At 69.0% G+C, this 23,032-nt stretch carries 22 protein-coding genes, 2 tRNA genes and 1 other RNA gene; 10 read left to right on the forward strand and 15 right to left on the reverse strand.

The window, feature by feature from the left end:
- Positions 1-9 precede the first annotated feature (9 nt).
- Both ACQBAT_RS13400 and ffs read right to left on the reverse strand, forming a co-directional pair.
- Complete coding sequence (locus tag ACQBAT_RS13400) at positions 10-1,245, reverse strand: arginine deiminase (RefSeq protein WP_420747356.1); 1,236 nt, start codon at positions 1,243-1,245, stop codon at positions 10-12.
- Between the two features lie 72 nt (positions 1,246-1,317).
- Positions 1,318-1,414: signal recognition particle sRNA small type (gene ffs / locus ACQBAT_RS13405), an RNA gene on the reverse strand.
- Between the two features lie 82 nt (positions 1,415-1,496).
- Here ffs and ACQBAT_RS13410 point away from each other — a divergent pair.
- Positions 1,497-1,584, forward strand: a tRNA-Ser gene (locus ACQBAT_RS13410).
- A gap of 90 nt (positions 1,585-1,674) precedes the next feature.
- Here ACQBAT_RS13410 and ACQBAT_RS13415 read toward each other — a convergent pair.
- A complete protein-coding gene (locus ACQBAT_RS13415) occupies positions 1,675-3,333 on the reverse strand; it encodes a helicase HerA-like domain-containing protein (RefSeq protein ID WP_420747357.1) in 1,659 nt (552 codons plus the stop codon).
- Positions 3,334-3,357: 24 nt separating this feature from the next.
- Between ACQBAT_RS13415 and ACQBAT_RS13420 the strand changes: the two genes are divergently transcribed.
- From ACQBAT_RS13420 to ACQBAT_RS13435, 4 genes are read left to right on the forward strand one after another with little or no spacing between them, the layout of a single operon-like run.
- A complete protein-coding gene (locus ACQBAT_RS13420) occupies positions 3,358-3,660 on the forward strand; it encodes a type II toxin-antitoxin system VapB family antitoxin (protein WP_420747358.1) in 303 nt (100 codons plus the stop codon).
- Between the two features lie 27 nt (positions 3,661-3,687).
- Positions 3,688-4,254 (forward strand): LytR C-terminal domain-containing protein, encoded by a 567-nt coding sequence (locus ACQBAT_RS13425; RefSeq protein WP_420747359.1) that lies wholly within the window; start codon positions 3,688-3,690, stop codon positions 4,252-4,254.
- Positions 4,251-4,748 (forward strand): SRPBCC family protein, encoded by a 498-nt coding sequence (locus ACQBAT_RS13430; RefSeq protein ID WP_420747360.1) that lies wholly within the window; start codon positions 4,251-4,253, stop codon positions 4,746-4,748. Before ACQBAT_RS13425 ends, ACQBAT_RS13430 begins: the two co-directional genes overlap by 4 nt.
- A gap of 47 nt (positions 4,749-4,795) precedes the next feature.
- Complete coding sequence (locus ACQBAT_RS13435) at positions 4,796-5,350, forward strand: hypothetical protein (protein ID WP_420747361.1); 555 nt, start codon at positions 4,796-4,798, stop codon at positions 5,348-5,350.
- A 308-nt stretch (positions 5,351-5,658) separates the two neighbouring features.
- On the opposite strand, the gene ACQBAT_RS13440 is transcribed toward ACQBAT_RS13435, so the two are convergent.
- The 9 genes from ACQBAT_RS13440 to ACQBAT_RS13480 all read right to left on the reverse strand — a co-directional run bounded on the left by ACQBAT_RS13440 (position 5,659) and on the right by ACQBAT_RS13480 (position 14,940).
- Entirely contained in the window at positions 5,659-6,684 is a 1,026-nt protein-coding gene (locus tag ACQBAT_RS13440) for a TIR domain-containing protein (protein ID WP_420747362.1), read from the reverse strand.
- The gene (locus ACQBAT_RS13445; protein ID WP_420747363.1) at positions 6,681-7,094 is read right to left on the reverse strand and encodes a hypothetical protein; all 414 of its coding nucleotides are present in this window, start codon (positions 7,092-7,094) and stop codon (positions 6,681-6,683) included. The genes ACQBAT_RS13440 and ACQBAT_RS13445 overlap by 4 nt, the downstream gene beginning before the upstream one ends.
- The gene (locus ACQBAT_RS13450) at positions 7,091-7,531 is read right to left on the reverse strand and encodes an HIT family protein (protein WP_420747364.1); all 441 of its coding nucleotides are present in this window, start codon (positions 7,529-7,531) and stop codon (positions 7,091-7,093) included. The genes ACQBAT_RS13445 and ACQBAT_RS13450 overlap by 4 nt, the downstream gene beginning before the upstream one ends.
- Positions 7,515-7,991: a TIR domain-containing protein gene (locus ACQBAT_RS13455; protein ID WP_420747365.1), complete on the reverse strand. Its 477-nt coding sequence runs from the start codon at positions 7,989-7,991 to the stop codon at positions 7,515-7,517. Before ACQBAT_RS13455 ends, ACQBAT_RS13450 begins: the two co-directional genes overlap by 17 nt.
- 137 nt (positions 7,992-8,128) lie before the next feature.
- Positions 8,129-11,182 (reverse strand): type I restriction endonuclease subunit R, encoded by a 3,054-nt coding sequence (locus tag ACQBAT_RS13460; protein WP_420747366.1) that lies wholly within the window; start codon positions 11,180-11,182, stop codon positions 8,129-8,131.
- Positions 11,179-12,411 carry a restriction endonuclease subunit S gene (locus tag ACQBAT_RS13465; RefSeq protein WP_420747367.1) on the reverse strand — a complete coding sequence of 411 codons (1,233 nt, stop codon included), beginning with the start codon at positions 12,409-12,411 and terminating at the stop codon, positions 11,179-11,181. Before ACQBAT_RS13465 ends, ACQBAT_RS13460 begins: the two co-directional genes overlap by 4 nt.
- On the reverse strand, positions 12,404-13,924 hold the full coding sequence (locus ACQBAT_RS13470; RefSeq protein ID WP_420747368.1) for an N-6 DNA methylase: 1,521 nt from the start codon (positions 13,922-13,924) through the stop codon (positions 12,404-12,406). Before ACQBAT_RS13470 ends, ACQBAT_RS13465 begins: the two co-directional genes overlap by 8 nt.
- A gap of 112 nt (positions 13,925-14,036) precedes the next feature.
- Positions 14,037-14,420 carry a helix-turn-helix domain-containing protein gene (locus ACQBAT_RS13475; RefSeq protein WP_420747369.1) on the reverse strand — a complete coding sequence of 128 codons (384 nt, stop codon included), beginning with the start codon at positions 14,418-14,420 and terminating at the stop codon, positions 14,037-14,039.
- 211 nt (positions 14,421-14,631) lie between these two features.
- The gene (locus ACQBAT_RS13480; RefSeq protein ID WP_420747370.1) at positions 14,632-14,940 is read right to left on the reverse strand and encodes a helix-turn-helix domain-containing protein; all 309 of its coding nucleotides are present in this window, start codon (positions 14,938-14,940) and stop codon (positions 14,632-14,634) included.
- A 179-nt stretch (positions 14,941-15,119) separates the two neighbouring features.
- On the opposite strand from ACQBAT_RS13480, the gene ACQBAT_RS13485 reads away from it, so the two are divergent.
- The gene (locus tag ACQBAT_RS13485; protein WP_420747371.1) at positions 15,120-16,013 is read left to right on the forward strand and encodes a hypothetical protein; all 894 of its coding nucleotides are present in this window, start codon (positions 15,120-15,122) and stop codon (positions 16,011-16,013) included.
- The gene (locus ACQBAT_RS13490; RefSeq protein ID WP_420747372.1) at positions 16,013-17,755 is read left to right on the forward strand and encodes a hypothetical protein; all 1,743 of its coding nucleotides are present in this window, start codon (positions 16,013-16,015) and stop codon (positions 17,753-17,755) included. The genes ACQBAT_RS13485 and ACQBAT_RS13490 overlap by 1 nt, the downstream gene beginning before the upstream one ends.
- 252 nt (positions 17,756-18,007) lie before the next feature.
- Here the strand turns inward: ACQBAT_RS13490 and ACQBAT_RS13495 are convergent.
- The 3 genes from ACQBAT_RS13495 to ACQBAT_RS13505 all read right to left on the reverse strand — a co-directional run bounded on the left by ACQBAT_RS13495 (position 18,008) and on the right by ACQBAT_RS13505 (position 19,259).
- Positions 18,008-18,097 (reverse strand) — tRNA-Ser (locus ACQBAT_RS13495).
- 86 nt (positions 18,098-18,183) lie between these two features.
- Positions 18,184-18,672 (reverse strand): hypothetical protein, encoded by a 489-nt coding sequence (locus ACQBAT_RS13500; RefSeq protein WP_420747373.1) that lies wholly within the window; start codon positions 18,670-18,672, stop codon positions 18,184-18,186.
- Between the two features lie 92 nt (positions 18,673-18,764).
- Positions 18,765-19,259, reverse strand: coding sequence for a nucleoside deaminase (locus ACQBAT_RS13505; RefSeq protein ID WP_420747374.1), 495 nt, complete (start codon positions 19,257-19,259; stop codon positions 18,765-18,767).
- A gap of 17 nt (positions 19,260-19,276) precedes the next feature.
- Between ACQBAT_RS13505 and upp the strand changes: the two genes are divergently transcribed.
- The 3 genes from upp (at position 19,277) to ACQBAT_RS13520 (ending at position 22,966) form a co-directional block, all read left to right on the forward strand.
- On the forward strand, positions 19,277-19,915 hold the full coding sequence (upp, locus tag ACQBAT_RS13510) for a uracil phosphoribosyltransferase (protein WP_420747375.1): 639 nt from the start codon (positions 19,277-19,279) through the stop codon (positions 19,913-19,915).
- Positions 19,916-19,923: 8 nt separating this feature from the next.
- The gene (locus tag ACQBAT_RS13515) at positions 19,924-21,135 is read left to right on the forward strand and encodes an aminotransferase class I/II-fold pyridoxal phosphate-dependent enzyme (protein WP_420747376.1); all 1,212 of its coding nucleotides are present in this window, start codon (positions 19,924-19,926) and stop codon (positions 21,133-21,135) included.
- 136 nt (positions 21,136-21,271) lie between these two features.
- Positions 21,272-22,966 carry an SWIM zinc finger family protein gene (locus tag ACQBAT_RS13520; protein ID WP_420747377.1) on the forward strand — a complete coding sequence of 565 codons (1,695 nt, stop codon included), beginning with the start codon at positions 21,272-21,274 and terminating at the stop codon, positions 22,964-22,966.
- Positions 22,967-23,032 lie beyond the last annotated feature (66 nt).

Consider the following 23,032-nt stretch of genomic DNA (forward strand, 5'->3'; position numbering starts at 1 on the left):
ACGGGCGGCTCAGGCGAGGCCGTCGCGCTCCACCGGGCAGGACATGCAGCGCGGACCGCCACGCCCGCGGCCGAGCTCGGACCCACTGATCTCGAGCACCTCGACCCCCTGCTGGCGCAGGTACTCGTTGGTGACCGTGTTGCGCGCGTAGGTGACGACGACGCCGGGCTCGAGGGCGAGCAGGTTGCAGCCGTCGTCCCACTGCTCGCGGGCGGCGGCGCGCGGGTCCTGGTCGGCGGCGAGGACGCGCAGCTTGTCCAGGCCCAAACCCTTGGCGATCACGTCCTCCATCTGCTCGGGCCGGTGCCGCTCGACGAGGATGTCGAGCTCGTCCCCGACCATGTCGCCGGGGGTGATCGTCCACGAGGTGAGGTCCGGCAGGCCGCTGTAGCGGGTGAAGGTCTCCTGGTCGATCATCGTCATCACAGTGTCCAGGTGCATGACCGCACGGGCCTTGGGCATGTCCAGCGCGATCACGGTCTGCGCCTGGCCGGCGGTGAACAGCTTGCGCGCCAGGCGCTCCACGCCCATCGCGGTGGTCCGCTCGGAGAGCCCGACCAGCACAACGCCATTGCCCGGCACCAGGATGTCGCCACCCTCGGCGGTCGCCGGACCGTCGTCGATCCCGTGCGCCCACCAGTCCAGGCCGGAGTCGGCGAACATCGGGTGGTAGGTGTAGATCGCGTCGTAGTGCACGGTCTCGCGGCGACGGGCCTTCTTGTGCATCGAGTTGACCGCGACGCCGCCATAGATCACCGCGGAGGTGTCCCGGGTGAAGAGGTGGTTGGGCAGCGGGGCGAGGACCGAGTCGTGGTCGTCGTGCTGCTCGATCACCAGCGAGTGGGTGACCGGCATCCGCTCGAGCACCTCGTGCTTGGTGATGCCGCCGATGAGATGCCGGGTCAGCGTCTCGTCGTCCATCTCCTCGAACATCTGCCGCAGCTCCAGCGCCGCCAGCGGACCCATGTGCCGCTCGTCCAGCGAGTGGTCGAGCACGTGGGCGCGGGCGGCCGGGATCGCCAGGGTCTCGCGCAGCAGCTGGTCGAAGTGGTGCACCACGACCCCGCGCTCACGCATCACCTGCACGAAGTGGTCGTGCTCCTCCTGCGCCTGCTCCACCCAGAGGATCTCGTCGAAGAGGTACTCCTCCTTGTTCTCCGGCGTGAGGCGGTGCATCTCGAGACCGGGCCGGTGGACGATCACCTGGCGCAGCGTTCCGACCTCGGAGCTGACGTGCAGCGGCATGGGGACGACCTTTCGGTATGGCGTGCGGCGGGGTTCATCCTGCCACGCACCCGGGCAGGGCGGCATCTGCGCATGAAGAACCCCTCGCGCACCTGGAAGAGCCCGGCTGCCCTTGCTGCATTCCTGCCCTGGGGGAGTTCACCGAGGTACCACCGCACGAGGGGTCCGGGGACCAGTCTACGTGGCCGCGCAGGCCAGTCCAAGCCCGCGCGATTTCGGGCCACCCCTGCCCGTCAGGTATTCTCTCCGGCGGAGGATTCGCATAGTGGCCTAGTGCGCACGATTGGAAATCGTGTTGGGATAAAACCCTCGGGGGTTCAAATCCCCCATCCTCCGCCATCCGCCACCGGCGAGCGAGACGGCCCCGGACCACCTCGGTCCGGGGCCGTTCTGCGCACCCGGCGGGATGCGGCATACGGGGCGGGCGGGTCAGCGGCGGCGACCGGTGCCGAAGATCGAGCGGGTGATCTCCCGGCCGATCACGGTGCCGGCTGAGCGCAGCGCGCTCTGGAAGCCCTTGTTGAAGGTGTCGCGCTGCTTCTGCCGGGCCCGCTCATCGGCGATCCGGCGACGCTCGGCCTCCTTCTCGGCGGCGACGCGCTCCCGCTCGGCCTGGCGTTCGGCCGCCTTCTCCTGCGCGAGACGCTCCTTCTCAGCAGCCTTCTCGGCGGCAAGCCGCTCCTTCTCCGCCTCGGCGGCCGCAGCCTCCTCCTCGGCGGCGCGGGCGGCCTCCTCCATCCGCACCTTCAGCAGCTCATAGGCCGAATCGCGGTCGACAGCGTCGGCGTACTTTCCGGTCAGCGTCGAGGCGCCGACGACCCGCTGGATGACGCCCTCCGCGGACGGGCCGATCTGGCCCTGAGGAGCGCGGAGCATCGTGCGCGCGACCGGCGTGGGCGCACCCTTGTCCGAGAGCACGGTGACGATCGCCTCGCCGGTGCCGAGCGAGGTCAGCACCTCACCGAGGTCGTACTCGCTGGTCGGGTAGGTCGAGACCGTCGCGCGCAGCGCCTTGGCGTCATTGGGCGTGTGGGCGCGCAGCGCGTGCTGGACCCGGTTGCCGAGCTGGGCGAGCACCGTAGAAGGCACATCGGTCGGGGCCTGGGTGACGAAGAAAACACCGACCCCCTTGGAGCGGATCAGCCGCACCGCCTGCTCGATCGCCTCCAAGAAGGCCTGCGAGGCGTCCTTGAAGAGCAGGTGCGCCTCGTCGAAGAAGAAGACCAGCTTGGGCTTGTCCGGGTTGCCGACCTCGGGCAGGTCCTGGAAGAGCTCGGCCAGCAGCCACATCAGGAAGGTGGAGAAGAGCACCGGCTTGTCCTGCACGCCCGGCAGCTCGAGCAGGGTGACGATCCCCTTGCCGTCCGCGGTGGTGCGCAGCAGGTCCTGGGTCTCGAACTCGGGCTCACCGAAGAAGTCGTCGCCGCCCGCCGCGGCCAGCGCGGTGAGCTCGCGCAGGATCACGCCGGCGGTGGACTTGGCGAGGCCGCCGACCGACTTCAGGTCCTCCTTGCCCTCGTCGGAGACGAGGTGCTGGATGACCGACTGGAGGTCCTTGAGGTCCAGGAGCGCCAGCCCCTGCTGGTCGGCCCAGTAGAAGATGAGCGACAGGCTCGACTCCTGGGTCCGGTTGAGGCGCAGCACCTTGGCCAGGAGCGTGGGGCCGAAGCTGGTCACGCTGGCGCGCACCGGCGAGCCCGGCCCGTGCCCGCCGAGGTTGAGCAGCTCGACCGGGTATGCCGTTCCTTCCCAGTCCTGCCCCAACCTGGTCATCCGCTCGCTGATGCGGTCGCCGCCGACGGCGGGTGTCGCCATACCCGTGAGGTCGCCCTTGATATCGGCGAGGAAGACCGGGACCCCGGCGTCCGAGAGCTGCTCGGCGAGCACCTGGAGGGTGACGGTCTTGCCGGTGCCGGTCGCACCGGCGACGAGGCCGTGGCGGTTCATCGACCCAAGGGGCAACCGGACGACCGCGTCGGGGACGACCTCCTCCCCGTCCACCGCCGCGCCGAGCACGATGCTCGGGGCGGTGAAGGCGTAGCCCTCGCGGATGAGGTCGATCTGGGCGCTGCTGCTCTGCTCGCTCACGGTGCTGACTTTAGACTCCCTGACATGATCTTCAAGGGTGTGGGCGACGGGCGGCCCTACCCTGCCCACCAGCTTGAGGACTGGTCGCACCTGCCGCCGCGGATGCTGCGGCTGGATGAGCTGACCACGACGCGGGCCGAGCTGGACCTGCGGGCGCTGCTGTCGGCCGACTCCACCTTCTACGGCGACATCTTCTGCCACGTGGTGAAGTGGCGCGACGAGCTCTACCTGGAGGACGGTCTGCACCGGGCGTTGCGGGCCGCTCTGCAGGGCCGACCGGTCGTCCACGGGCGTGTCCTCGACCTGGACGACCCTGCGGGTCGCTAGCCTCACTGGGGCGAAAGGAGAACCCCCGTGGGTTATGTGCGCACCGCCGGTATGTCGACCGCGGCCCGTCGAGCACGCCGTCGCGCTGCGCTGGTGATCACCACCCTGCTGCTCGGGCTGGTGCTGGTCTTCTCACTGGCCTTCGCCTCGATGCAGGGCTGGATCACCTTCCCAGGCGGCTCTGGCGGGGACACTGCGGACACCACCGCCGCCACCGTGCCGCCTCCCGCCCTGCGCTCGCAGGACATCGTGGTCAACGTCTACAACTCCACCCAGACCGCCGGGCTCGCCGGACGTGCGGCGGAGTCCCTGCGGGAGCGCAACTTCCAGGTGGACACCGTCGGCAATGCGGGCGAGGCCTACGAGGGCGTCGGCGTGATCCGCTACGTGCCCGAGGGTGAGCGCGCGGCCCGGGCCCTGCGCGACGCCCTCCCTGACGGCGTCGACCTCGAGGAGCTGGGCGAGGACGGCAGCGGCACCGACCGGGTCGTCGACCTGATCCTGGGCACCGAGTGGGAGGACCTGCCCGGGACCGGCGATGGCGAGGGTGACGGCTCTGGTGACGGCTCCGGCGAGGGCGGGGACGGCCGATGACCCCCGCCGACAACGCCGACCTGCAGCACCAGATCGAGCTGAACCGCCGGGTGGCGGCTCCTCCGGCGCGCGTCTGGGAGGTGGTGACCGACCTGCACCGCGCCCCCGAGCGTCTCTCCCAGGTGACTGAGCTGCAGATGATCACTGACGGGCCCTACGCGCTCGGCACCCGGTGGCGCGAGACCCGCCGGATGATGGGTTCCTCGGAAACGCAGGAGATGGTGGTGGTGGAGAACGATCCCGGCCGCTCCACCACGCTGCAGGCGGTCGACGGCGGCACGACGTACCGCACCACTCTGATCCTGGAGTCGCTGGACGGCTCCACCTCGGCGCTGCTGACCATTCGCTTCGGCGCCAGCATCGCCGACCCCAACCGGCTCCAGCGCCTCGCGCTCAAGGTGGTCGGCCCGCTCGGCATCAAGCTCACCGAGCGCTCCCTACGGACCGAGCTGGACGACATCGCCGCCGCTGCCGAAGCTCTGCACCGCGCCTGAGTCTCACGGTCGGGGAACCAGCACCCCGCGCCCCGCGTCCGAGCACCATGTCACCGCGCAGCGCTGCCCGCGGACCTCTCGCCCGCGCCCTCACCGCCCTCCCGCTGGCCCTCGCCCTGAGCGCGTGCGGCACCAACACCGGTCCAGGTGGATCTCCGCCGACCACCGGCCCGATAGCCGTGGCGGAAGTGCACGAAGCCGTCACCTGGTATCCCGCCTGCGGCAACGAGGTCCTCCAGCTCGACGGCCAGACCTGGTACCAACTCCTCCCCGAGGAGCGCGACACCTTCGATGACTCCCGCTACGACCTCGACTCGCCCCAGAGCCACTCCCCTGACTCCGAGCTCGGCGCCGCTGCGGTCAGGGGTCTGCCGAGTCTCGCAGTCGACCAGCCGGCGATGCCGCACCTGATCTCCGCCGGTGCCCCCGGCTTCGCCCCCATGTCCGGTATGACGCTTCCCACCATCCCCGCCCCGGCGCCCGGCGATGACGTCGGGACGGTGACGATCTTCACCGACGGGATCGCGCACTTCGTCTCCGACAGCGGCGAACTCGAGCGCTGGCTCACCACCGAGGAACGCGAGTACGGCTGGGTCTGCTGAGCCACTCGCGCCCACAACGATCGCAATCGGTCCCGGCGACGCGCACCGGATCATGCGCGCCTGTGCACGGCGACGTGCGCATCGCTCAACGGTCAGGCGCCACCTGCACCCACGCGGTCCCGGATGCGCATGCGCACGTTCGCCTGAACGACGCCGCATGCATCGAGCCCCCGAACGAGACGTTCGGGGGCTCGGGGTCCACACGGACCGATGGCGGCGTTCTCGAACAATCCCGTGACCAGCGCCGCCGAGGCCGCCTCGGGGGATCATGCACAGGTTGCGGGTCATTTCTGCACAGGCTGGGACGGTTACTCCGGCAGCGCAAGCTCCGGAGGCTCTGTGATTCCCTCAAGGTCCCAGGGTGTTGAGGTTCGAGCGCCCTCCGCGGCGATGTAGGCCACCAACGGTGTCCCGTCGACAGGTGCAGCCGTAAGAGTGTGTCGGCCGGTGGGCCGTCCGAATGTGTCGAGCTCAGGAGACGGATCTGTGAACCGGACGTGGGGGTGGTAGATGCCGAAAGGCGGCAGCGCGACTGCGTGCTCTCCAACCATGATGTTGGAGGTCTGAATCCTGACGAAGAGCGCGCCCTCCGTGGGCACTGCCGACGCGGTGAGCACCAGTGACCTCTCGAAGGTAGCGATCGGCCACGGGGGTACTCCTCCTTCGAGCATCCGACGCAGCACCCGCACCCACACCCTGGTTTCGTCGTTCAGTTCCAGTGGCATGGGTACATGGGCGCCAGTCTCCCTCGCGATGACAACCAGGTCATCTGCCAGTTGGACATAGGGACCGAGCAGTTCCCTTACGCGCTTGGGGTCTCGTGTTTGCTCCAGCGGCGGCAGGGTAACCGTTCCACCCTGCAGCCTCGGGAGCAGGTTGTAGGACACGATCTGGCCCTTCGCCGCTATCTTCCGCGGTCGAAGTCCCATGGCGACGAGTTTGCTCTCGATGGCAGATGCAAGAGTGCCCGGAGCCACCTTGTTGGCGTCCTGGTAGTGGATCGAAGGGTCCAGTCCCTCGAGTTCTGCATCGTCGAAGCGAACAGGCAACAGGTACTCGTGGGTCCGATCGAGCAGCTCGTGCAGGATGAAGGACGCTTCGTGCTTCGGCCACGCTTTCGCGACGTAGTCCTTCGAGATGAACATCACGACCATCGCCGAGTTCCGGTACCGACTGGGAAGCTCTGTGAGATGGCTCTTTCCCCAGAGCTCGACACCGTAGTCGTTGTCGTAGAACGGCTCGATCCTAAGCTTCTTCAGCTCGTCGACGACCGCCTGCACGTACTCTCGCTGTTCCCCGGCGAACGAGAGGGCGACCTCATGCTGGTAGGTCATGGCAAGACCACGAGGATGAGCACCCCCACGCCGACCAGCGTGCCGTAGAACGGCCATATCGCCCAGGACCTGAGTGTCTCGAACCTGAAGAGGCCCCGGTCTGGGCGATCCGGACTCATGTCGAAGAGCTCCAGGTCGCCAGACACTGCCTGCTTGAATCGCCTGATGTACCCGCGCTCGAGGTCAAGGTAGTACGTGTCGAGCACTCCGAACAGCACGACGGCCATCAGCCCCAGCCAAGCCGCTGCCTCAGCTTGGGAGCCTGTGAGGGAGAAGCCGTACGCCGCGGTGACCACGGGGACCGTCCAGCTCTTGATCGTGGATGACGCGCCGGACATTCGTCCGATGACACTCGAAAGCAGCTCCAGGTGCAGGCGCTGGTCGTCAGAGAAGCCGGTTGGCGCAGTCACGGCATCTCTCTACTGCACGCTGCGCGGATGGAGTCCCATGCAGCGTCGGTGGCGACTTCGCTGACCGGGCTGCTGGGTGGCCAAATGTCTCCCAGATCGTCTTCATCCCAGCGAGGGACGACGTGCACATGCAGGTGGGGCACGCTTTGGGTGGCGCTGGACCCGTTCGACTGAATGAGGTTCAGGCCCGTCGGGTGTACAGCCTGCTGGATCGCCACGGCCAGTCTTTTCGTGACGACGGCGAGGTGAGTCAAGACCTCGTCCGGAAGATCGAAGACCATCGGGTAGTGGCCGGCCGGAACGACCATCGTGTGCCCCAACGTCGCCGGCTCGTCGGGGAAGAACGCCACCACTGACTCATCCCGGTAGACCTCTCGGGCCTGCCCATCTTCGCCGGCGACTATCCGGCAAAACGCGCAGTCAGCGTCGATAGGCACGGGACACCCAGTCCTCGATGTTGCTGCGGATGCTGTTGTAGACCATCTGGCTGTTGACGCCGCTCGGCTGGTGGCGCTCGACGTAGTGTGACATGTTGGTCCCGTCTCTGAGCGGTATGTTGAACGGGTTTTCTCCGCGGTAGCTCGTCCGTCCCCGGGAATCCTCCAGCCCGTGGATGTCGATCCCGACGAGCGGGCGTCTCTCTCCCCACGCCTTCACGATCTCGTACCTGACCCACCGGCTCTCCGACGTGAGGCTGCCGATCAAGACGATCACGGCCCTCGTGTACTTCATCTGGGCGTCGATCCAGTTTTCGATGGCCGCGTCCGAACTGCGCTTGACCTTCTCCCAGTCCTGGGGGGTGAAGGCCGGTCCACCTTCGACCTGCCCCATGTTCTGGACCTTCTGGACCCGCCAGTTGTCTTCGTCGTAGTCGAAGCTGTAGAAGACTGACTGCACCATAAGATTCTGCCTTTCCTAGGGATCTAAGCGATAGTCGGGATCGGCCTCTGCTCGCCCACCTCGGACACGGCCTGGTGGATGATCACCGTCGCAGGTTGCGGACGAGGTATGTCAACGCGCCACTTCTCCTGTCATCAGTAGTGCTCCGCGATGTAGGCGTATGCGGCGTCGAACAGGCCCTTGGTCTCGTGGAGCTGGTGCTTGCCCAGGACCTTGCGGACCTCGCGGCGCACGATCCGGTCGCCCTCCTGCGTGGCCGCCCAGCCGTCGTAGCGGACCTCGCGGACGATCTCGTCGATCTCGGTCACGACTCGCTCCACGAGCGCCGGTGCGTCGGCCGGGGCGTACTCGCGGAAGATCTGGGTGAGGGCGCCGATGTGCGGGTCCGGGAGCAGGTCCAGGCCGTGCTCGCCGGCTGCTTCCTCGGCTCTCTCCGCGGCGGTCAGGTCGGTCGCCAGCTCGAAGGCCCTGCGGAGCCACTCGATGGACTGCTGGGCCGCGGCGATCGTCTGCTGCCGCAGCTTGTCGAGGCGCTCGGCCAGCGACCGGTAGACCGGGTGGGGCTGCTTGCCGTCGGACGCCTGGAGCTTCTTCTTCAGGCGGGCCGCGATCGAGTCGATGATGTCGTCGGCGGTCTTGCCCTCTAGCTCGCCCGGGTCGGTGATGATGCCTTCCTCGATGAGCGTCTTCACCGTGTCTGCGTCGGCGATGACGACCTCGTTGGAGCGTGTGACCGCGATGTCGTCCATGTGGCGGTGCACCAGCTCGAGGGTCTTCGCGCCGAGCCGGTGCCAGAGCATGTCCTTACTGCCGCTGGAGGGCTGGACGGAGGCGTAGACCTGGGACAGGAAGCGGTACTCGTCGAGGTGGGCGGCCAGCTCGTCGTTCGGTGTCAGCGCCTCCCAGATGCCTTCCAGGACCCCGTAGTTGACGGCGAAGTCGTCCTCGTCGGCCGGACGGGGCATCCGGGCCTGGGCGTCGATCAGGGTCTGTGGGCTGACCCTGATGACGTCGATGCCTGCGAAGCGGAGCATGGTCAGACGGAGCTGGTCCCGGAAGGTGTCGATCAGGCCCTCGACCTCGACCTGACGCTGCCCGTTCGCGGGGTCGGCGGGGGCCATCGCCTTGCCGAAGCCCGAGCCGAGACCCACGTAGTCGACGATGATCCCGTACCGCTTGTCCCGGCCCGTGGCGGGGTTGCGCCAGGTCCGGTTCGCGCGGGTGATCGTCTGGAACAGCGTGTGGTCTTTCAGCGGCTTGTCCAGGTACATGACGCCCTCGATCGGGGCGTTGAACCCGGTGCCTAGCTTGGAGGTGCACACCAGGAACTTGAGCGGGTCGCCGTGGGTGCGGAACCGCTTCAGCAGCGCGGCCTCCTCGGCCTCGGTCAGGCGGTACTTGCCCCACTGCGGCGGGTCACCCTTCGCGGTGCCGACGGTCATCACGACGGCGACCTCGTCCCGTGCCGGCGGTTCGTCGTCCGGCCCGGTGGCCGCGACCTGGGCGGCGTGACGCTGCGCCAGGAGCCGGTCGAGCTCCTCGGTGTAGGCGACGCAGGCGGCCCGGTCGATGACGACGATCTGGGCCTTCATCCCCAGCGGGTCGACGGTCGAGTAGTAGTGCTCGATGATGTCCGCGCAGACCGCACTGATCCGCTCCGGGTTGGCGAAGAACGTCGCCGCCTTCGCTGCCCGCCTGGCCAGGACGTCCTGCTCCTGCTCCGAGAGCCCCTCTGCGTCGGACATGGCCTTGAACGCCTCGTCGAGGGCCTCCTTGTCCAGGGTGAAGTCGACCTTACGGGGCGCGACGTGGATCGGGACCGTCATCCCGTCCCGGATCGACTCGTCCGTCCCGTAGGTGTGAAGGGCGCTGCCGGGGTCGGTCTCGTCGCCGAAGGTGGCGAAGGTGTTGCGGTCCTCGTCGGCGATCGGGGTGCCGGTGAACGCGAACAGGTTGGCGTTCGGCAGGGCCTGGCGCATCGTCTGGCCGAGGCCGCCCTCCTGGGTGCGGTGCGCCTCGTCCACCATCACGACCACGTTGGACCGCTCGTTCAGGACCGGGGCCTCGGCGAACTTGTGCACGGTGGTGAAGATCAGGCCGCGCTGGTCCTTGGCCAGGAGCCGCTGCAGGTCGCCCGCGGTGGCCGGCACGACCAGTCGCGGCATCGACGTGGTGCGGAACTGGTCCCACATCTGCTGCACGAGCTGGACCCGGTCGGCGACCAGGACGATGGTCGGGTTGTTGAGCGTCTCGTCCCGCAGCAGCTTGCCGGCGGCGAACACCATCGCCAGGGTCTTGCCGGACCCCTGCGTGTGGTAGATGAGGCCCTTGCGCCGGGTCGGGTCCTTGGTCCGCTCTACGATCAGGTTGACGGCCTGGTACTGGGTATAGCGGGCCACGATCTTGTGCAGGGATGCGATGCCGTCGTCGTTGTCGGGCGTCTCGAACAGCGTGTAGTCGGCCAGCATGTCCAGCAGCACCCGCGGGTGGCACAGCGACGTGGCAGCCTCGATCACGTCCGCCAGCTTCGGCTTGTCCTTCACCGGCCCCCAGGTCTGCCACATCTGCACGGGGGTGCCGACGCCGGCGTACCGGAACTCCTTGCCCTCGGTCGCGAAGACGAGGGCGTTGGGGACGAAGAAGCCGGGCCGGTCCACCTGGTAGGTGTCGACCAACTCAGAGGCGCCCTGCATCCACGAGGTGCGCGCGGCCAGCGGCGTCTTCAGCTCGCCGACGACCAGGGGGAACCCGTTGACCCACAGGACGATGTCGAACCGGGCCGCATCACCGGGGGCGCCGTACCGCACCTCGTCGGAGACGACGTAGGTGTTGTTGGTCAGGTCGTCGAAGTCGATCAGCCGGACCGGGACCGAGCCCTTGGTGCCGACGTACTCGTGCGTCCGGTTGCCCCGCAGCCAGTCCGCGAAGTCCCGGTTCGCCTCGACCAGGCCGGAGTCGACGGCGGCCAGCGGGAGCGTCCGCAGCTGCCGCAGGACCTCGTGGACCCGCTCGTGGTCCTCGTCGATGGCGGGGTTGAGCCGGATCAGCGCGGCGACGACCTCGTCCTCGACGAACGGGTCGACGTCGTCACGGGTCAGCTCGTTGCCCGGGACGTGCCGCCACCCCTGCTCGACCATCGCTGCGACCAGCGGCGCCTGCACGCTCAGGAGTTCCCCCATACCACTCATGCTTTTGCCTCCATGACCTCGTCGTAAGACTCCGGGATCTCGTGCTCGCCTGACAGGAGCGCGGTCAACAGGTTCGAGCGCAGGCCGCGGAGGGTGCTGATAGTGACAGCAAGAGCCTGGTCGGCTGTTCGCATAGAAGACCACGACTCGGAAAGCGCCATGCGGTCAGCAATAGGCGGAATGACAACCGGGATGTTGCCAAGGATTGTCCGATTCAGGTTCGCCATCGTTGCACCCACCGCGTTGTCGACGAGCCACCTCCCAGTCTCAGGGCTCGACAAGAGGACTTCCAGCCATGACGCCATCCCAGGATCCTCGGGCCGGAGGAGGAAGCAGCCAGTCCCACACAAACTGCCCTCGGATGCGTCGTCGATGACCGCGAATCGAGTGACGTCCCCGCGACGTGACCAGAGGATGTCGCCCGCCCGGGTCACATGGCGGCCAAGTCGTACGGCATCAGTCTCCGGGATCCGCGCCGCTCCCGACAGGTCCACACGTCCGCGGCGCATATTCGCGGGCATCACCACGGCCACGGGGCCGTCTTCGACATAGTCGCTCTGATGTAGCTGGCTACCGAAGGGGCCCGTACGAATCGCAGACTTTCCGCCCAGGACGTCCTCGAGGACGTCGGATTCCCACCCCAGGTCGTGACCACGACGGGCGACTGCTGCAGGCAGATGAATCATGGCCTCGGTTAGCTGGTGTGTGGACTGTTCCGCCGCCGCGATGGTGTCGTCCAGGGCGCCGATCAGGTCCACGATGCGCCGCTGCTCGTCGAGGGGCGGTACACGGAACCGGAGCTTCTTCAGAGCCCCGCCGCTGAGTTCCTGGAAGGTCGAGCCACCAGAGTTGGCGCGGAGGTAGTCGGTGGAGTGCAGCAGGAGGTAGTACCAGAACTCGGGGAGTTGCCCGTTCTTGAGGATCAGGCTCTTGAATCCCTGGTTGGTGGTGATCGGGCCTGCCGCCACCGACACGTAACCGACCGGTGCACGACTCGTGAGGAGGACCGCGCCAGCCGGGAGCAGTTTGGCACCCGAGCCCTTGAGCCCTTCGGCGGTGATGGTCCGCGCCCCGGAGAACGTGTACCGGGCAGGCCGGTCAGAAAGATCCTTCGGAGTCAGCCACTGCACGTCCCCGCCCCAATACTCCGGAACGCCGCTCTTGGGCGTGCCGCCACCGACGACCTGAGCCACGTCCTCGACGGCGACCTCGCGCCAACCCTCACGCACCGAAACCCGCCGCCTTCAGCTTCTCGTCGAGCACGCGCTCCGCGGCACGCAGCTCGGCGCGGGCGTCGTGGTACGCCGCGAGGGCAGCCTCCACGTCCACCTCGACCGCGGCCTCGGTCGTGATGTAGCGGCCGATGTTCAGGTCGTACCCGTTGTCGGCGATCTCGGCCATGTCGACCAGGCGGAGGTGCAGACCCTCCTCGCCGTCGATGTCCTCGCCGCGCGCGTAGGCGGCATGGATGGCCTCGATGTCCGCGTCGCTCATCGAGTTCTGGTTCTTTCCCGCCTGGAACCGTGCCGAGGCGTCGACGAAGAGCACCTTGCCCGCGCGGTCGGCGGGCTTGGTCTTGCGGAATATGAGCAGCGCGACCGGGATGGACGTGGAGTAGAACAGGTTGTTGGGCAGCCCGATGACCGCCTCCAGGTAGTCCTTGTCCTCCAGCAGGCAGCGCCGAATCTCTCCCTCCTTGCCGCCCCGGAAGAGGACACCGTGAGGCATGACGACGCCGACGCGGCCGGTGTCCTCGCGCATCGTGGCGATCATGTGCTGGATCCACGCGAAGTCACCGTTCTTGGCCGGGGGGACACCGCAGAACGCCCGCCCGTGCGGGTCGTTGGACCACTTGGCCGCGCCCCAGTTCTGGAGGCTGAACGGCGGGTTGGCGATGACGACGTCGAACTTGTCGAGCTTGCCCTTGGTGACGAACCGCGGCTCGCTGAAGGTGTCACCGCGGCGGATGGTGAAGTCCTTGAGGCCGTGCAGGTAGAGGTTCATCTTCGCGATGGCCGAGGTGGTGAGGTTGACCTCCTGACCGTGAAGACGCAGCGTGCGTGGGTCACCGCCGGACTCCTTGACCGAGTTGATCGTCTCGACCAGCATCCCGCCGGAGCCGCAGGCCGGGTCGACGATGTGGTCGCCGGGCTGCGGGTCGAGGATCTTGACGAGAAGGTGGACGACGTGGCGGGGGGTGAAGAACTCGCCGGCCTTCTTGCCGCTGGCCTCGGCGAACTCCCGCAGCAGGTACTCGTAGGCGGCGCCAAGCATGTCACCCTTGACGTGGTCCGGGTCGAGCCTCACCCCGTGGAAGGTGTCGAGGAGAGCCACGAGCGCGGTCTCGGGCAGGCGGTCCTTGTTCGCCCAGTTCACGTCACCGAAGACGCCCACCAGCTCGGGGTTGGCCTGCTCGATCTTCTGGAGCGTGCTGTTGAGCTTGACCCCGACGTTGACGGCGGTGTTGTGCACGTCGGCCCAGTGACACCCGTCGGGGATCACGAACGGCTGGTAGTCCTCGTTCTCGATCTCGTCGGTGAGCTGCTCCCCCCACTCCTCGACGGCCTTGGCGTGCCAGTAGTCCCAGGTGTCGGAGATCCACTTGAAGAACATGACGGGGAAGACGTAAGCCTTGAAGTCGCCGGGGTCGACCGGGCCACGCAGCGCGTTCGCGGCGGCCCACAGGGTGGACTCGAGCTGGCGCTGGGTCATGGTCTGGTCGTCGGTGCTGCTCAGGGTCACCCTGATCCTCCTGCTGTGGGCCGCGTCGCCTGTTCCTGTGCCCCGAACCTATCTGTCACGTCACCGGGACGGCTGCACGGGCGACACCACAGAACATGCCCCGACGCCGTGATCAGTCCGTCCCGTGATCAGCCTTTCTCGGCGCCCACGACGCGTCGAAGGTCAGGTCGTCGATGACGCGGACCTGGACCAGGTCGAGCCCGAGCACCCGGCCCAGGGCGACCAGGTCGTAGACGTGCACCCACGCCTCGCCGGTCAGCACCCGAGAGAGCCGGCGTGAGGAGATGCCGGTCGCGGCGGCCAGGCTGGTCTGCTTCAGGCCCTGGCTGAGCATGAGCCGGTGGACGGTCTGCACGACGCGGTGCTGGTGCACGGCCGCGGTCGCCCGGTCCCGCAGGCGTCGGTCCCGGCCGAGGTCGTCACGCACGCGGACCGCCCCGGACCCGAACATCTGCGGCACCTCGAAGAAGTCACGCGGGTGCTTCGGGACGGCCATGCCCCTGACGCTAGGGACGGGACGACGGCCCAACCTCGCACCACGCGAGGCCACGCTACCGGTCTGCCAGATCTGGCAGGTCCGACGCCAGATCTGACGGTCCCACGCCGGAAGCGACGCCGGTACGCCGGATCCGCGCCCCGTCCTCCGACCTGGCACCACCTGACGCTGGCCCAGGGCCGGTGTGCGCGAGAGCTACGTCTACGTCCCGTCAGCCCTGGTCGTCCTCGACCTGGTGCTCCCTGGCGACCCCCGCGGGCCACAGGTCGACGCCCAGGCCGTGCTCCAGCCGGGCGATGGTGTTGAGGTCGGGCCAGGTCGTGCCTTTGAGGATGTCGGCGACGGTCGTGTGGTCGACGCCGGTGGCCGCGCGCACGCCACGGGTGGAGCGCCGGCCCATCGCGGTGCGCAGGTTGAGCGCGAGCTGACGGGCGACTTCGCTGGGCGCGTCGTCGAGCCGCTCGTCGGGCCAGGTGCTGCCTGCCTCGTGGTTGGGGAGGTTGCGGCTCGGTCGCGCCATGTCACCACGGTACCGCCGTTGGTTTCTGCTTACGCCGAGCGCGTAGTCGCGGGTCTTCCGCCAGCCCGCCCAGGTGACTATTGTGTAGGTAGTAACCAACACTCCCGCCTGCCGACCACCGGAGCAGGGTCGTGACGGTCCGGGCGCGGGGTGTCACCGTGTGGAGACAGGGACACTGGATGGGTCTGCGTGACGCGCTGGAGCAGTACCAGCCCCGTGCCGACGTGGTCGACCCGCGGACCTGGGCCCGTGTCCGCGACGTGGCCCTGGAGGTGGCCTCACGCTTCGAGGGCGCCACCTCCACCGCGCTGAACCGGATGCCCGCCCTGGCGCAGTACCTGGCCTGGGCGTACGAGCAGGACCTGCCGCTGGTGCCGGAGGTGCTGTGGACCGAGGACCGCATCGAGGCGTTCACCGCCACGCTGAGTACCCCGTCGGTCAGCACCTACCGCTCCTTCCTGCGCAAGATTGCCCGCGCCAACGCGGACCGTCGCACCGTCTGGACCCCCACGCCGGAGTCGTTCGGGCGCGCCGACAGCAGGACCCTCTACACGGAAGAGGAGGTCGGACGGTTCCTGCGCGTGGTCGACCAGCAGGCCACCGACCGGCGACGTTTCGTGCTCGGCTCGGTCCTGCACCTGTGCCTGGGGTTCGGGTTGCGCTCGTCCGAGCTGCGCGGGCTGATGACGCGGTCCATCACCCAGGAGGACGGCCTAGTGCTCTACCGCGGTGCCGGCCGGGTCGTTCCCGCCCGTGCCCGGTACGCCGAGGGCATCGTGCGGCTGGTCGACGGCGTCACCGACGAGCGGTACTTCGGCGACCACCTGGGCTCCGGGCCGCCGTTCGAAAAGGTGCTCGACCGCATCGAGATTCCCCGGTACCTGCCCCGGCTCCAGGTCCGCATCCTGCGCAACACCTGGCTGGTCGACGTCATGTCCGAGGGCAACCTGACGCTGCGCGAGATCCAGGCCGTCGCGGGGCTACGCTCCGGCAGCGGCTTCGACGCCGTGGCCCCGCACCTGCCCGTCCGCCAGGACACCTACCTGCGACGCGCGGCGGGGGTGGACCACTGATGGGGCGCCGACGTCACGAAAGGCGGCACGCACGCAAGGGGCCCCGCTACACCGTGGGGCTGGAGGCCCAGGCCCGCCGGGAGGCCAGGGAGCGGGACGCCCAGCTCAAGGGCAGTCGGCACGCCGTCGCCACGCGCATGTGCACCCTGGCCGTCCGGGTCGTCGAGCGGTCCGGTGTCGCGGACCGTGCCGAGCAGACCCTGGCCACGACGGTCGGGGCACCACGGCGGCTGACCTACCGCGCCATGCTGAACCTCCTCGTGCTGTGCGCCCTCACCCAGGGCGGGAGCATGGTGCTGCAGGGAGCCTACGACCGGGTCTACCGGGCGCTGACCGCCCACCAGCGCAAGTTCATGGGACTGCCCGAGAGGATGACCTACGGCCAGTTCTGGAAGACGTTCGACAAGGTCGCCCGGTCGGTCGGCTGGGACGTCGATGAGGAGACCGGCGAGGTGACGACCCGGGCGCTCGGGCGGACCGTGGACGAGGTGGCCAGCGACCTGGCCAGGGCCGGCATCCCGAGCAGCTGCCCTCCCACCGCGACCGCCGCCGAGGACGGCACGGCCCACGAGAGCAGCTTCCACCGCAAGTCCCGCTCCGCCGACGGCCTGCCGGACGTGCCCGCGTGCCAGCTCCCCGTCGAGACCGACGAGCGTGCCCCCGACGTGTCCACGCCAGGCTTCCCCCGTATCGGGCCGGACGGCCGGCTGCGGCACACGCACGACCCGGACGTCACCGAGGGCTTCCGCGGGAAGAAGCAGGGGCAGACGGCCATCTACCTCGGTCGCGAGCTCCACCTCATCGCCGACGTGCCCGACCTGGGCTCCGAGCCGGTGCCCGCGTTCATCCGGGGCGTGTCCATCCGGGGCGCCGGCGACGACCGGCTCGAGGGTGGCCTGACCGCGCTGGACAACCTGGGGTACACCCCGGAGGTGCTGCTGGCCGACCGGGGCTACAGCTACCTGACGGCCTGGGGCGAGCACCTGGTCCGGCGCGGCATCCGGCAGACGGTCGACCTGCACCCGAACCAGCGCAAGGTGAGCCCCGGACCGCTGCCCGGCACGCTCTGGGTGGACGGCACCCTGGCCAGCGAGGCGCTGCCGACCCGCCTGCGGAACCTGCCGGCGTACCAGCGGGGCATGACCCGCAGCGACCGGCACGAGCTCGCCAGCACCTACGACCAGCGCCTGCCCTACCTCTACACGCCGATGGGCTCCCCCGACGGGAGGACCGGGCGGCTCCGGTTCCGCGGTCCGGCCGTCACCGGGAGGGTCCGCTGCCCCAACACGCCCTCCTCGATGCGGCTGCGGCCCACGAGGCGGCGGCCCACCACCGCGTGCCGCCCCGGGGTGGAGTGCGGCTGCGGTCGCACCATCACCCTGACCCCCGAGGAGTACGGGCGCACCTTCCAGACCGCGCCCTACGGCACGACCCGGTGGCTCGCCTCCTACCACCGGCGCTCCGCCATCGAGTCGGCCAACGGCGAGATTCGCCGCAACAGGCTCTCCGTCGGCAAGTACTCCATCCTGGTGCGCGGCAACCGGCGCTACAGCCTGCTCATGGGCTGCCTGCTCGCCGCGGTGAACCTGCTGATGGCCGAGGACTGGTTCTGCACGCCGTGGGACCAGCTCGACGAGGCGCAGACGCCGCCGCCGCGGTTCGTCCGGCGCGAGCGTGAGGACACCACCACGCACCGGCTGCTCCGGCACATGATGCGACCCGACGACGACGAGGACTCCTGAGCCTCCACGGCCCACGTCGCACGCCGGTCGAGCCCGGCGACCACTCACCGCGAGACCCAGGCGGCGTCAGCCTGCCCGCACGTCCCCGGATCGTCTACCAGGTGGGCCCCGTGCCGTTCGACGGGGTGCCATCGCAGCGTCCCGGGAGCGGGTCGGGGGTGTTTCGAAGGGGATCCGGCCTCCCCGACCCCCGCCCGCCGGAACAGGCGGGGGTTGGGGAAAGCCTGGGCCTCCCGATAGGGAAAGGCCCCATGGCGGTGGCGGTGGGATTTGAACCCACGGAGGACTTGCGCCCTCACACGCTTTCGAGGCGTGCTCCTTAGGCCGCTCGGACACGCCACCGCCGGACAGGCTACCTGAGGGTGAACGCCGCCCCGAAATCGTCGCGTTGACTCATCCACGATGCCCGCGTACGGGCAGTCGTTGACTCACCCGACGATGCCCGCTTCCATCAGCACCACCATCACGCAGATCCAGACGATCAGCAGGCCGAACATGCAGGTGTAGACCATCCCGAACATGGTGGCCAACCACACGAACCGCCGGTTCACTATCGGCACCGGCGAAGCGTCCATCTCCCGGAGCACGCGACGCCCGTTCGCCCAGGCCCACGGCGCCAGGAAGACCAGCCCCATGAACGTCAGCGCCCCGAGCATGATGACCTTCATCGCGCCCTGGTGCTCGACCTTCCCCGGCCCCCAGCCAGGTCCGGCCGGGCCACCGGATGGCCACGGGTCCTGCGGCCCTCCTGGCGCGCCACCTGACCACCCTGTCGGCGCGCCACCCGGCCATCCACCCGGGGGCGCCTGGTGCGAGGCGGGCGGCCCCTGGGGCGGCGGCATCGGCAGCCCACCCTGAGGACCCCCGTCCTGCGTCGGTCCGGCCCCCGGCGTCCCCCACGGCTGCTCTGTCTGCATGGACTCGACGCTAGGCCGAAGCGCCACTGCCCCGCTGAGCCTCCGGCCCATCCTGTGGATAACTCACGCGCGCACCCCTCACGCGCGCACCCTCAGCGCCGCTCCCCGAAGAAGTCCAGCAACAACCGGGCACACTCCTCCTCCCGTACCCCGCCCACCACCTCAGGCCGATGCAGCGAGCGCCGATCCCGCGGCAGGTCCCAGACCGACCCGCACGCCCCGGCCTTGTCGTCCCAGGCCCCGAAGACCACCCGGTCCACCCGGGACAGCACCGCCGCGCCGGCACACATCGCGCACGGCTCCAAGGTCACCACCAGCGAGCATCCCGCCAACCGCCATGAGCCCACCGCTGCGCCTGCCTCCCGCAGCGCCACCACCTCGGCATGACCGGTCGGATCAGCCAGCTCCTCCCGCACATTTCGCCCCCGGCCCAGCACCTCTCCGCCCGGCCCGATCACCACCGCCCCGATCGGCACGTCGCCCGAGGCGCTCACCGCCCGGGCCTCGTCGAGCGCGAGACCGAGCCACTCGGCATACGGGGCAGGGGCCCACGCGCGCGGGGAGGGGGTGCCGGAGGAGTCGCTCACGACCTAGAGTCTGTCCCATGCGCGTCCACGTTGCCGACCACCCGCTCATCGCCCACAAGCTGACCTACCTGCGGGACAAGCGGACCGACACCCCGACCTTCCGGCGGCTGGCGGACGAACTCGTCACCCTCCTCGCCTACGAGGCGACCCGGGACGTGCGGGTGACGCCGATGGAGATCGAGACCCCCGTCGCGCCGACGACCGGCATCCACCTGTCCACGCCTAAGCCCCTCGTGGTCCCGATCCTGCGCGCCGGCCTCGGCATGCTCGACGGGATGATGAAGATGCTGCCGACGGCCGAGGTCGGGTTCCTGGGGCTGGAGCGCAACGAGGAGACGCTGGAGGCGCACACCTACGCCAACCGGCTGCCGGACGACCTGGACAAGCGCCAGTGCTACGTGCTCGACCCGATGCTCGCGACCGGGGGCACCCTCGCCGCCGCGATCCGCTACCTGGTCGACCTCGGCGCCGACGACATCACGGCGGTCGTGCTGCTCGCCGCGCCCGAGGGCATCGAGCGGGTGCAGAGCGAGCTCGCCGACATCGAGCCGCCGATCACGCTGGTCACCGGCGCGATCGACGAGCGGCTCAACGACAAGGGCTACATCGTGCCGGGGCTGGGCGACGCGGGCGACCGCCTCTACGGCGTGGTCTGAGGTCCCGTATGCCGCATCCCTCACCTCGGGTGCCGCGCTCGGGCTCGGTGTCGCGGAGCCCGTCGAGCCGCAGCGGGGTCGAGCCCTTCTACGTGATGGAGGTGCTCAAGGCGGCCGCCGAGCGGCAGCGCACGCATGGTGACGTGATCATGCTGTGCGCCGGGCAGCCGTCGACGCCGGCACCGGCGGCGGCCCGCGCGCGGGCGGTCGAGGTGCTCGACTCCGAGGTGCTGGGCTATACCGAGGCCAGCGGCATCCTGCCGCTGCGCCGGGCGATCGCGGCCTATCACGAGCGGCAGTCCGGGATCGCGGTCGATCCGGAGGACGTCGTGGTCTTCCCGGGCAGTTCGGGGGCGTTCAGCACCCTGTTCCTGGCGGCCTTCGACGTGGGCGACCGCGTGGTGATGACGCGGCCCGGCTACCCCGCCTATCGCAACACCTTGCAGGCGCTGGGGTGCGAGGTCATCGAGTTGGACTGCGGCGCCGACACCCGCTTCCAGCCCACGGTGCGGCAGCTGGAGGAGGTGGCTGCGGCATACGGGACGCCGGCGGGGTTGATCGTGGCCTCCCCCGCCAACCCGACCGGCACGATCATCGACGCCGCCGAACTCGCCGCGCTCGCGCGCTGGTGCGAGGCGAACGGCTGCCTGCTGATCAGCGACGAGATCTACCACGGGTTGTCGTACGGGCGGCCGACCGCGAGCGCGTGGGAGACCTCGCGCGAGGCGGTCGTGGTCGGCTCGGTGAGCAAGTACTTCTCGATGACCGGGTGGCGCGTCGGCTGGGTGCTCGCGCCGGCCTCGCTGCGCCGCCCGCTCGAGGTGCTCACCGGCAACCTCAACATCTGCCCGCCCGCGGTCGCCCAGCACGCGGCCCTCGGGTCGTTCACCGAGCAGGCGCGGGTCGAGCTGGACGGCCACCGCGCCCGGTATGCCGCCACCCGGGATCTCCTGATCGCCCGCCTTCCCGAGGTGGGCCTGCGCGACTACGCCCCGCCGGACGGTGCGTTCTATGCCTGGTGCGATGTCGGGCACCTGACGCAGGACTCGGTGAGCTGGTGCCGCGACCTGCTCGCCGACTGCGGGGTGGCGCTGACGCCGGGCGTGGACTTCGACACGGTGGAGGGCCACCGCAAGGTGCGGCTCTCGTTCGCCGGGTCGACGTCCGAGGTGGCCGAGGCCTTGGACCGGATGGCCGCCTCGCCCCTGCTGCAGCCCTGACCTTCCACCCCATCTCGACCGGACGCGCAGGATGTCAGCGAAAAGGGCCACCGGACGCGCAGGATGTCAGCGAAACCGGCCACCGGACGCGCGACTCGCACCATCACGAGCCGCGTGGGAAGGGCAGGATGAAGGCATGGCACAGACAGGGGACGCAGGCTTCTCCGAGGGCGACCTGGAGGCCGCGACCACGCCGGCAGTCTTCGCGCGAGGCGCGGACTACGTGCGCTATGTCCGGGCGCTGCGCGTAACACCAGGGCAGGCTCGGGCCTCGGTGCAGGCCAAGCGCGTCTATACCGTCGAATTCACCTGGGACGGGGACCGGGTCGCCGGCGACTGCACCTGCCCGTATGCCGCAGACAGGTCCTTCTGCAAGCACCTGGTTGCGGTCGGGCTGGCTGTACTGGACCACCACAACCCCAATCACAGCACTGTGTCCGCCGAGGGTGCCGACTCTGTCCAGGCGTATCTGTCACATCTGTCTCACGATGAACTCAGATCGCTCGTCCAGGAGCTTGCGGTTCTCAGTGACAGCGGTCAGCGTTTGCTCGCCACCAGAGCGGCCACCGCCACGGGCGACAGCGACCAGATCGCCGCAGGCTTCCTCGCCAGCGCGAGGCAAGCCCTCAGTATCCGCGGCTTCGTGGACTACCGCCGCTCGTTCGAGGTGGCCAACGATGCGGACACCTGGTTGGACGAGGTCGAACGCCATCTCGATGGTTCGCCAGAAGCCGCAGATGGAGCCCGGTCGGCGTTGGAGTATGCCGTGAAACGTCTCCGCACGATCACCCTGCGGGCGGACGATTCGGGCGGCTCCATCGGCGGCGCCTGCCAGCGGGCCGCCGACCTGCACTCCCGGTCCTGTCTTGAGGGTCGTCCAGACCCCAGCAAACTGGCCCGCTGGCTCATCACCTTTCGGACCACCTCGCCCGGGTGGCCGGAGACTCCCCTCGAGGGGTATGCCGCAGCTCTCGATGACAAGGCACTCACCATGTATCGACGCGGCGTCGAGAAGTACGCCGCGCAGGATCAGGACGATCGTTGGAGTTCTTTCGCGGCGATCCAGATGCAGTTGGAACTGGCTGACCATGACGAAGATGTCGACCGTGCTGTCGAGATCCTGAGCCAGGGCGAGCACCCCGCCTACGGCTCCATCATTGATCGACTGCGAGCAGTCGGGCGCACCCGCGAAGCTGCGGCGTGGAACGACCGCGCGATCCAGGCCGGTCGGCTCTCGGACCGGCCTGGTAACCAGTACTGGCTCTACGTCCCCGATGTTCTGGCCGCCCTCCTCGCCGACGGTCGCGAGGAAGATGCCCTCGAATTGGCTAGGTCGCGATTCTCGTCGTCCCCGACCGTCACCTCGTACGGCCATCTCCTCGATCTTGCTGACCAGCTCCAGGTGAGAGAGGCCCAGCAACGCTGGGCCATCGGCCTCGCCGATGAGCGGTGCCAGCGGCGCGGTAACGCCGACCTGCTCGTCTCGCTGCACCTGGACCAGGACGAGGTCGACGAGGCCTGGCAGGCGCACGAGCGCTACGGGGTGTCCTCGCTCTGGGAGCGCCTTGCGAACGCTGTCGCCGCCACGCGCCCTCGTGAGGCTGCTGACCTGTATCGCCCTGACCTCGCCAGGGTCCTCCTCGTCACGGACCGGCGGAACTACGAGACAGCGGCGGAGTACCTCACCACCATGCGCGCGCTGTACGCCCAGGTCGGCGCAGAGCGCGAGATCGACGCCCTCGTGGACGATCTCAAGGATCAGTACCGCCGTCGGCCCAGCTTCCTCGCCGAGTTGGCGAGGCGCCAACTCACGGGGCTCACCGGCGACTAGGGCTCGACCCCTGACGCGCCCGAGGGGAACGTGCACGGCATACCTGATCACATCTGTCACACTGGC

This window comes from Ornithinimicrobium pulveris, assembly GCF_050261105.1.
GTDB lineage: Bacteria > Actinomycetota > Actinomycetes > Actinomycetales > Dermatophilaceae > Ornithinicoccus.

Excerpts from the sequence above, each read along its gene's own strand:
- ACQBAT_RS13400 (WP_420747356.1), bottom strand. The coding sequence starts at position 1,245 with ATGCCGCTGCACGTCAGCTCCGAGGTCGGAACGCTGCGCCAGGTGATC.
- ACQBAT_RS13420 (WP_420747358.1), top strand. The coding sequence starts at position 3,358 with ATGATCTTCAAGGGTGTGGGCGACGGGCGGCCCTACCCTGCCCACCAG.
- ACQBAT_RS13430 (WP_420747360.1), top strand. The coding sequence starts at position 4,251 with ATGACCCCCGCCGACAACGCCGACCTGCAGCACCAGATCGAGCTGAAC.
- ACQBAT_RS13435 (WP_420747361.1), top strand. The coding sequence starts at position 4,796 with ATGTCACCGCGCAGCGCTGCCCGCGGACCTCTCGCCCGCGCCCTCACC.
- ACQBAT_RS13440 (WP_420747362.1), bottom strand. The coding sequence starts at position 6,684 with ATGACCTACCAGCATGAGGTCGCCCTCTCGTTCGCCGGGGAACAGCGA.
- ACQBAT_RS13460 (WP_420747366.1), bottom strand. The coding sequence starts at position 11,182 with ATGAGTGGTATGGGGGAACTCCTGAGCGTGCAGGCGCCGCTGGTCGCA.
- ACQBAT_RS13475 (WP_420747369.1), bottom strand. The coding sequence starts at position 14,420 with ATGGCCGTCCCGAAGCACCCGCGTGACTTCTTCGAGGTGCCGCAGATG.
- ACQBAT_RS13480 (WP_420747370.1), bottom strand. The coding sequence starts at position 14,940 with ATGGCGCGACCGAGCCGCAACCTCCCCAACCACGAGGCAGGCAGCACC.
- ACQBAT_RS13485 (WP_420747371.1), top strand. The coding sequence starts at position 15,120 with ATGGGTCTGCGTGACGCGCTGGAGCAGTACCAGCCCCGTGCCGACGTG.
- ACQBAT_RS13490 (WP_420747372.1), top strand. The coding sequence starts at position 16,013 with ATGGGGCGCCGACGTCACGAAAGGCGGCACGCACGCAAGGGGCCCCGC.
- ACQBAT_RS13500 (WP_420747373.1), bottom strand. The coding sequence starts at position 18,672 with ATGCAGACAGAGCAGCCGTGGGGGACGCCGGGGGCCGGACCGACGCAG.
- upp (WP_420747375.1), top strand. The coding sequence starts at position 19,277 with ATGCGCGTCCACGTTGCCGACCACCCGCTCATCGCCCACAAGCTGACC.
- ACQBAT_RS13515 (WP_420747376.1), top strand. The coding sequence starts at position 19,924 with ATGCCGCATCCCTCACCTCGGGTGCCGCGCTCGGGCTCGGTGTCGCGG.
- ACQBAT_RS13520 (WP_420747377.1), top strand. The coding sequence starts at position 21,272 with ATGGCACAGACAGGGGACGCAGGCTTCTCCGAGGGCGACCTGGAGGCC.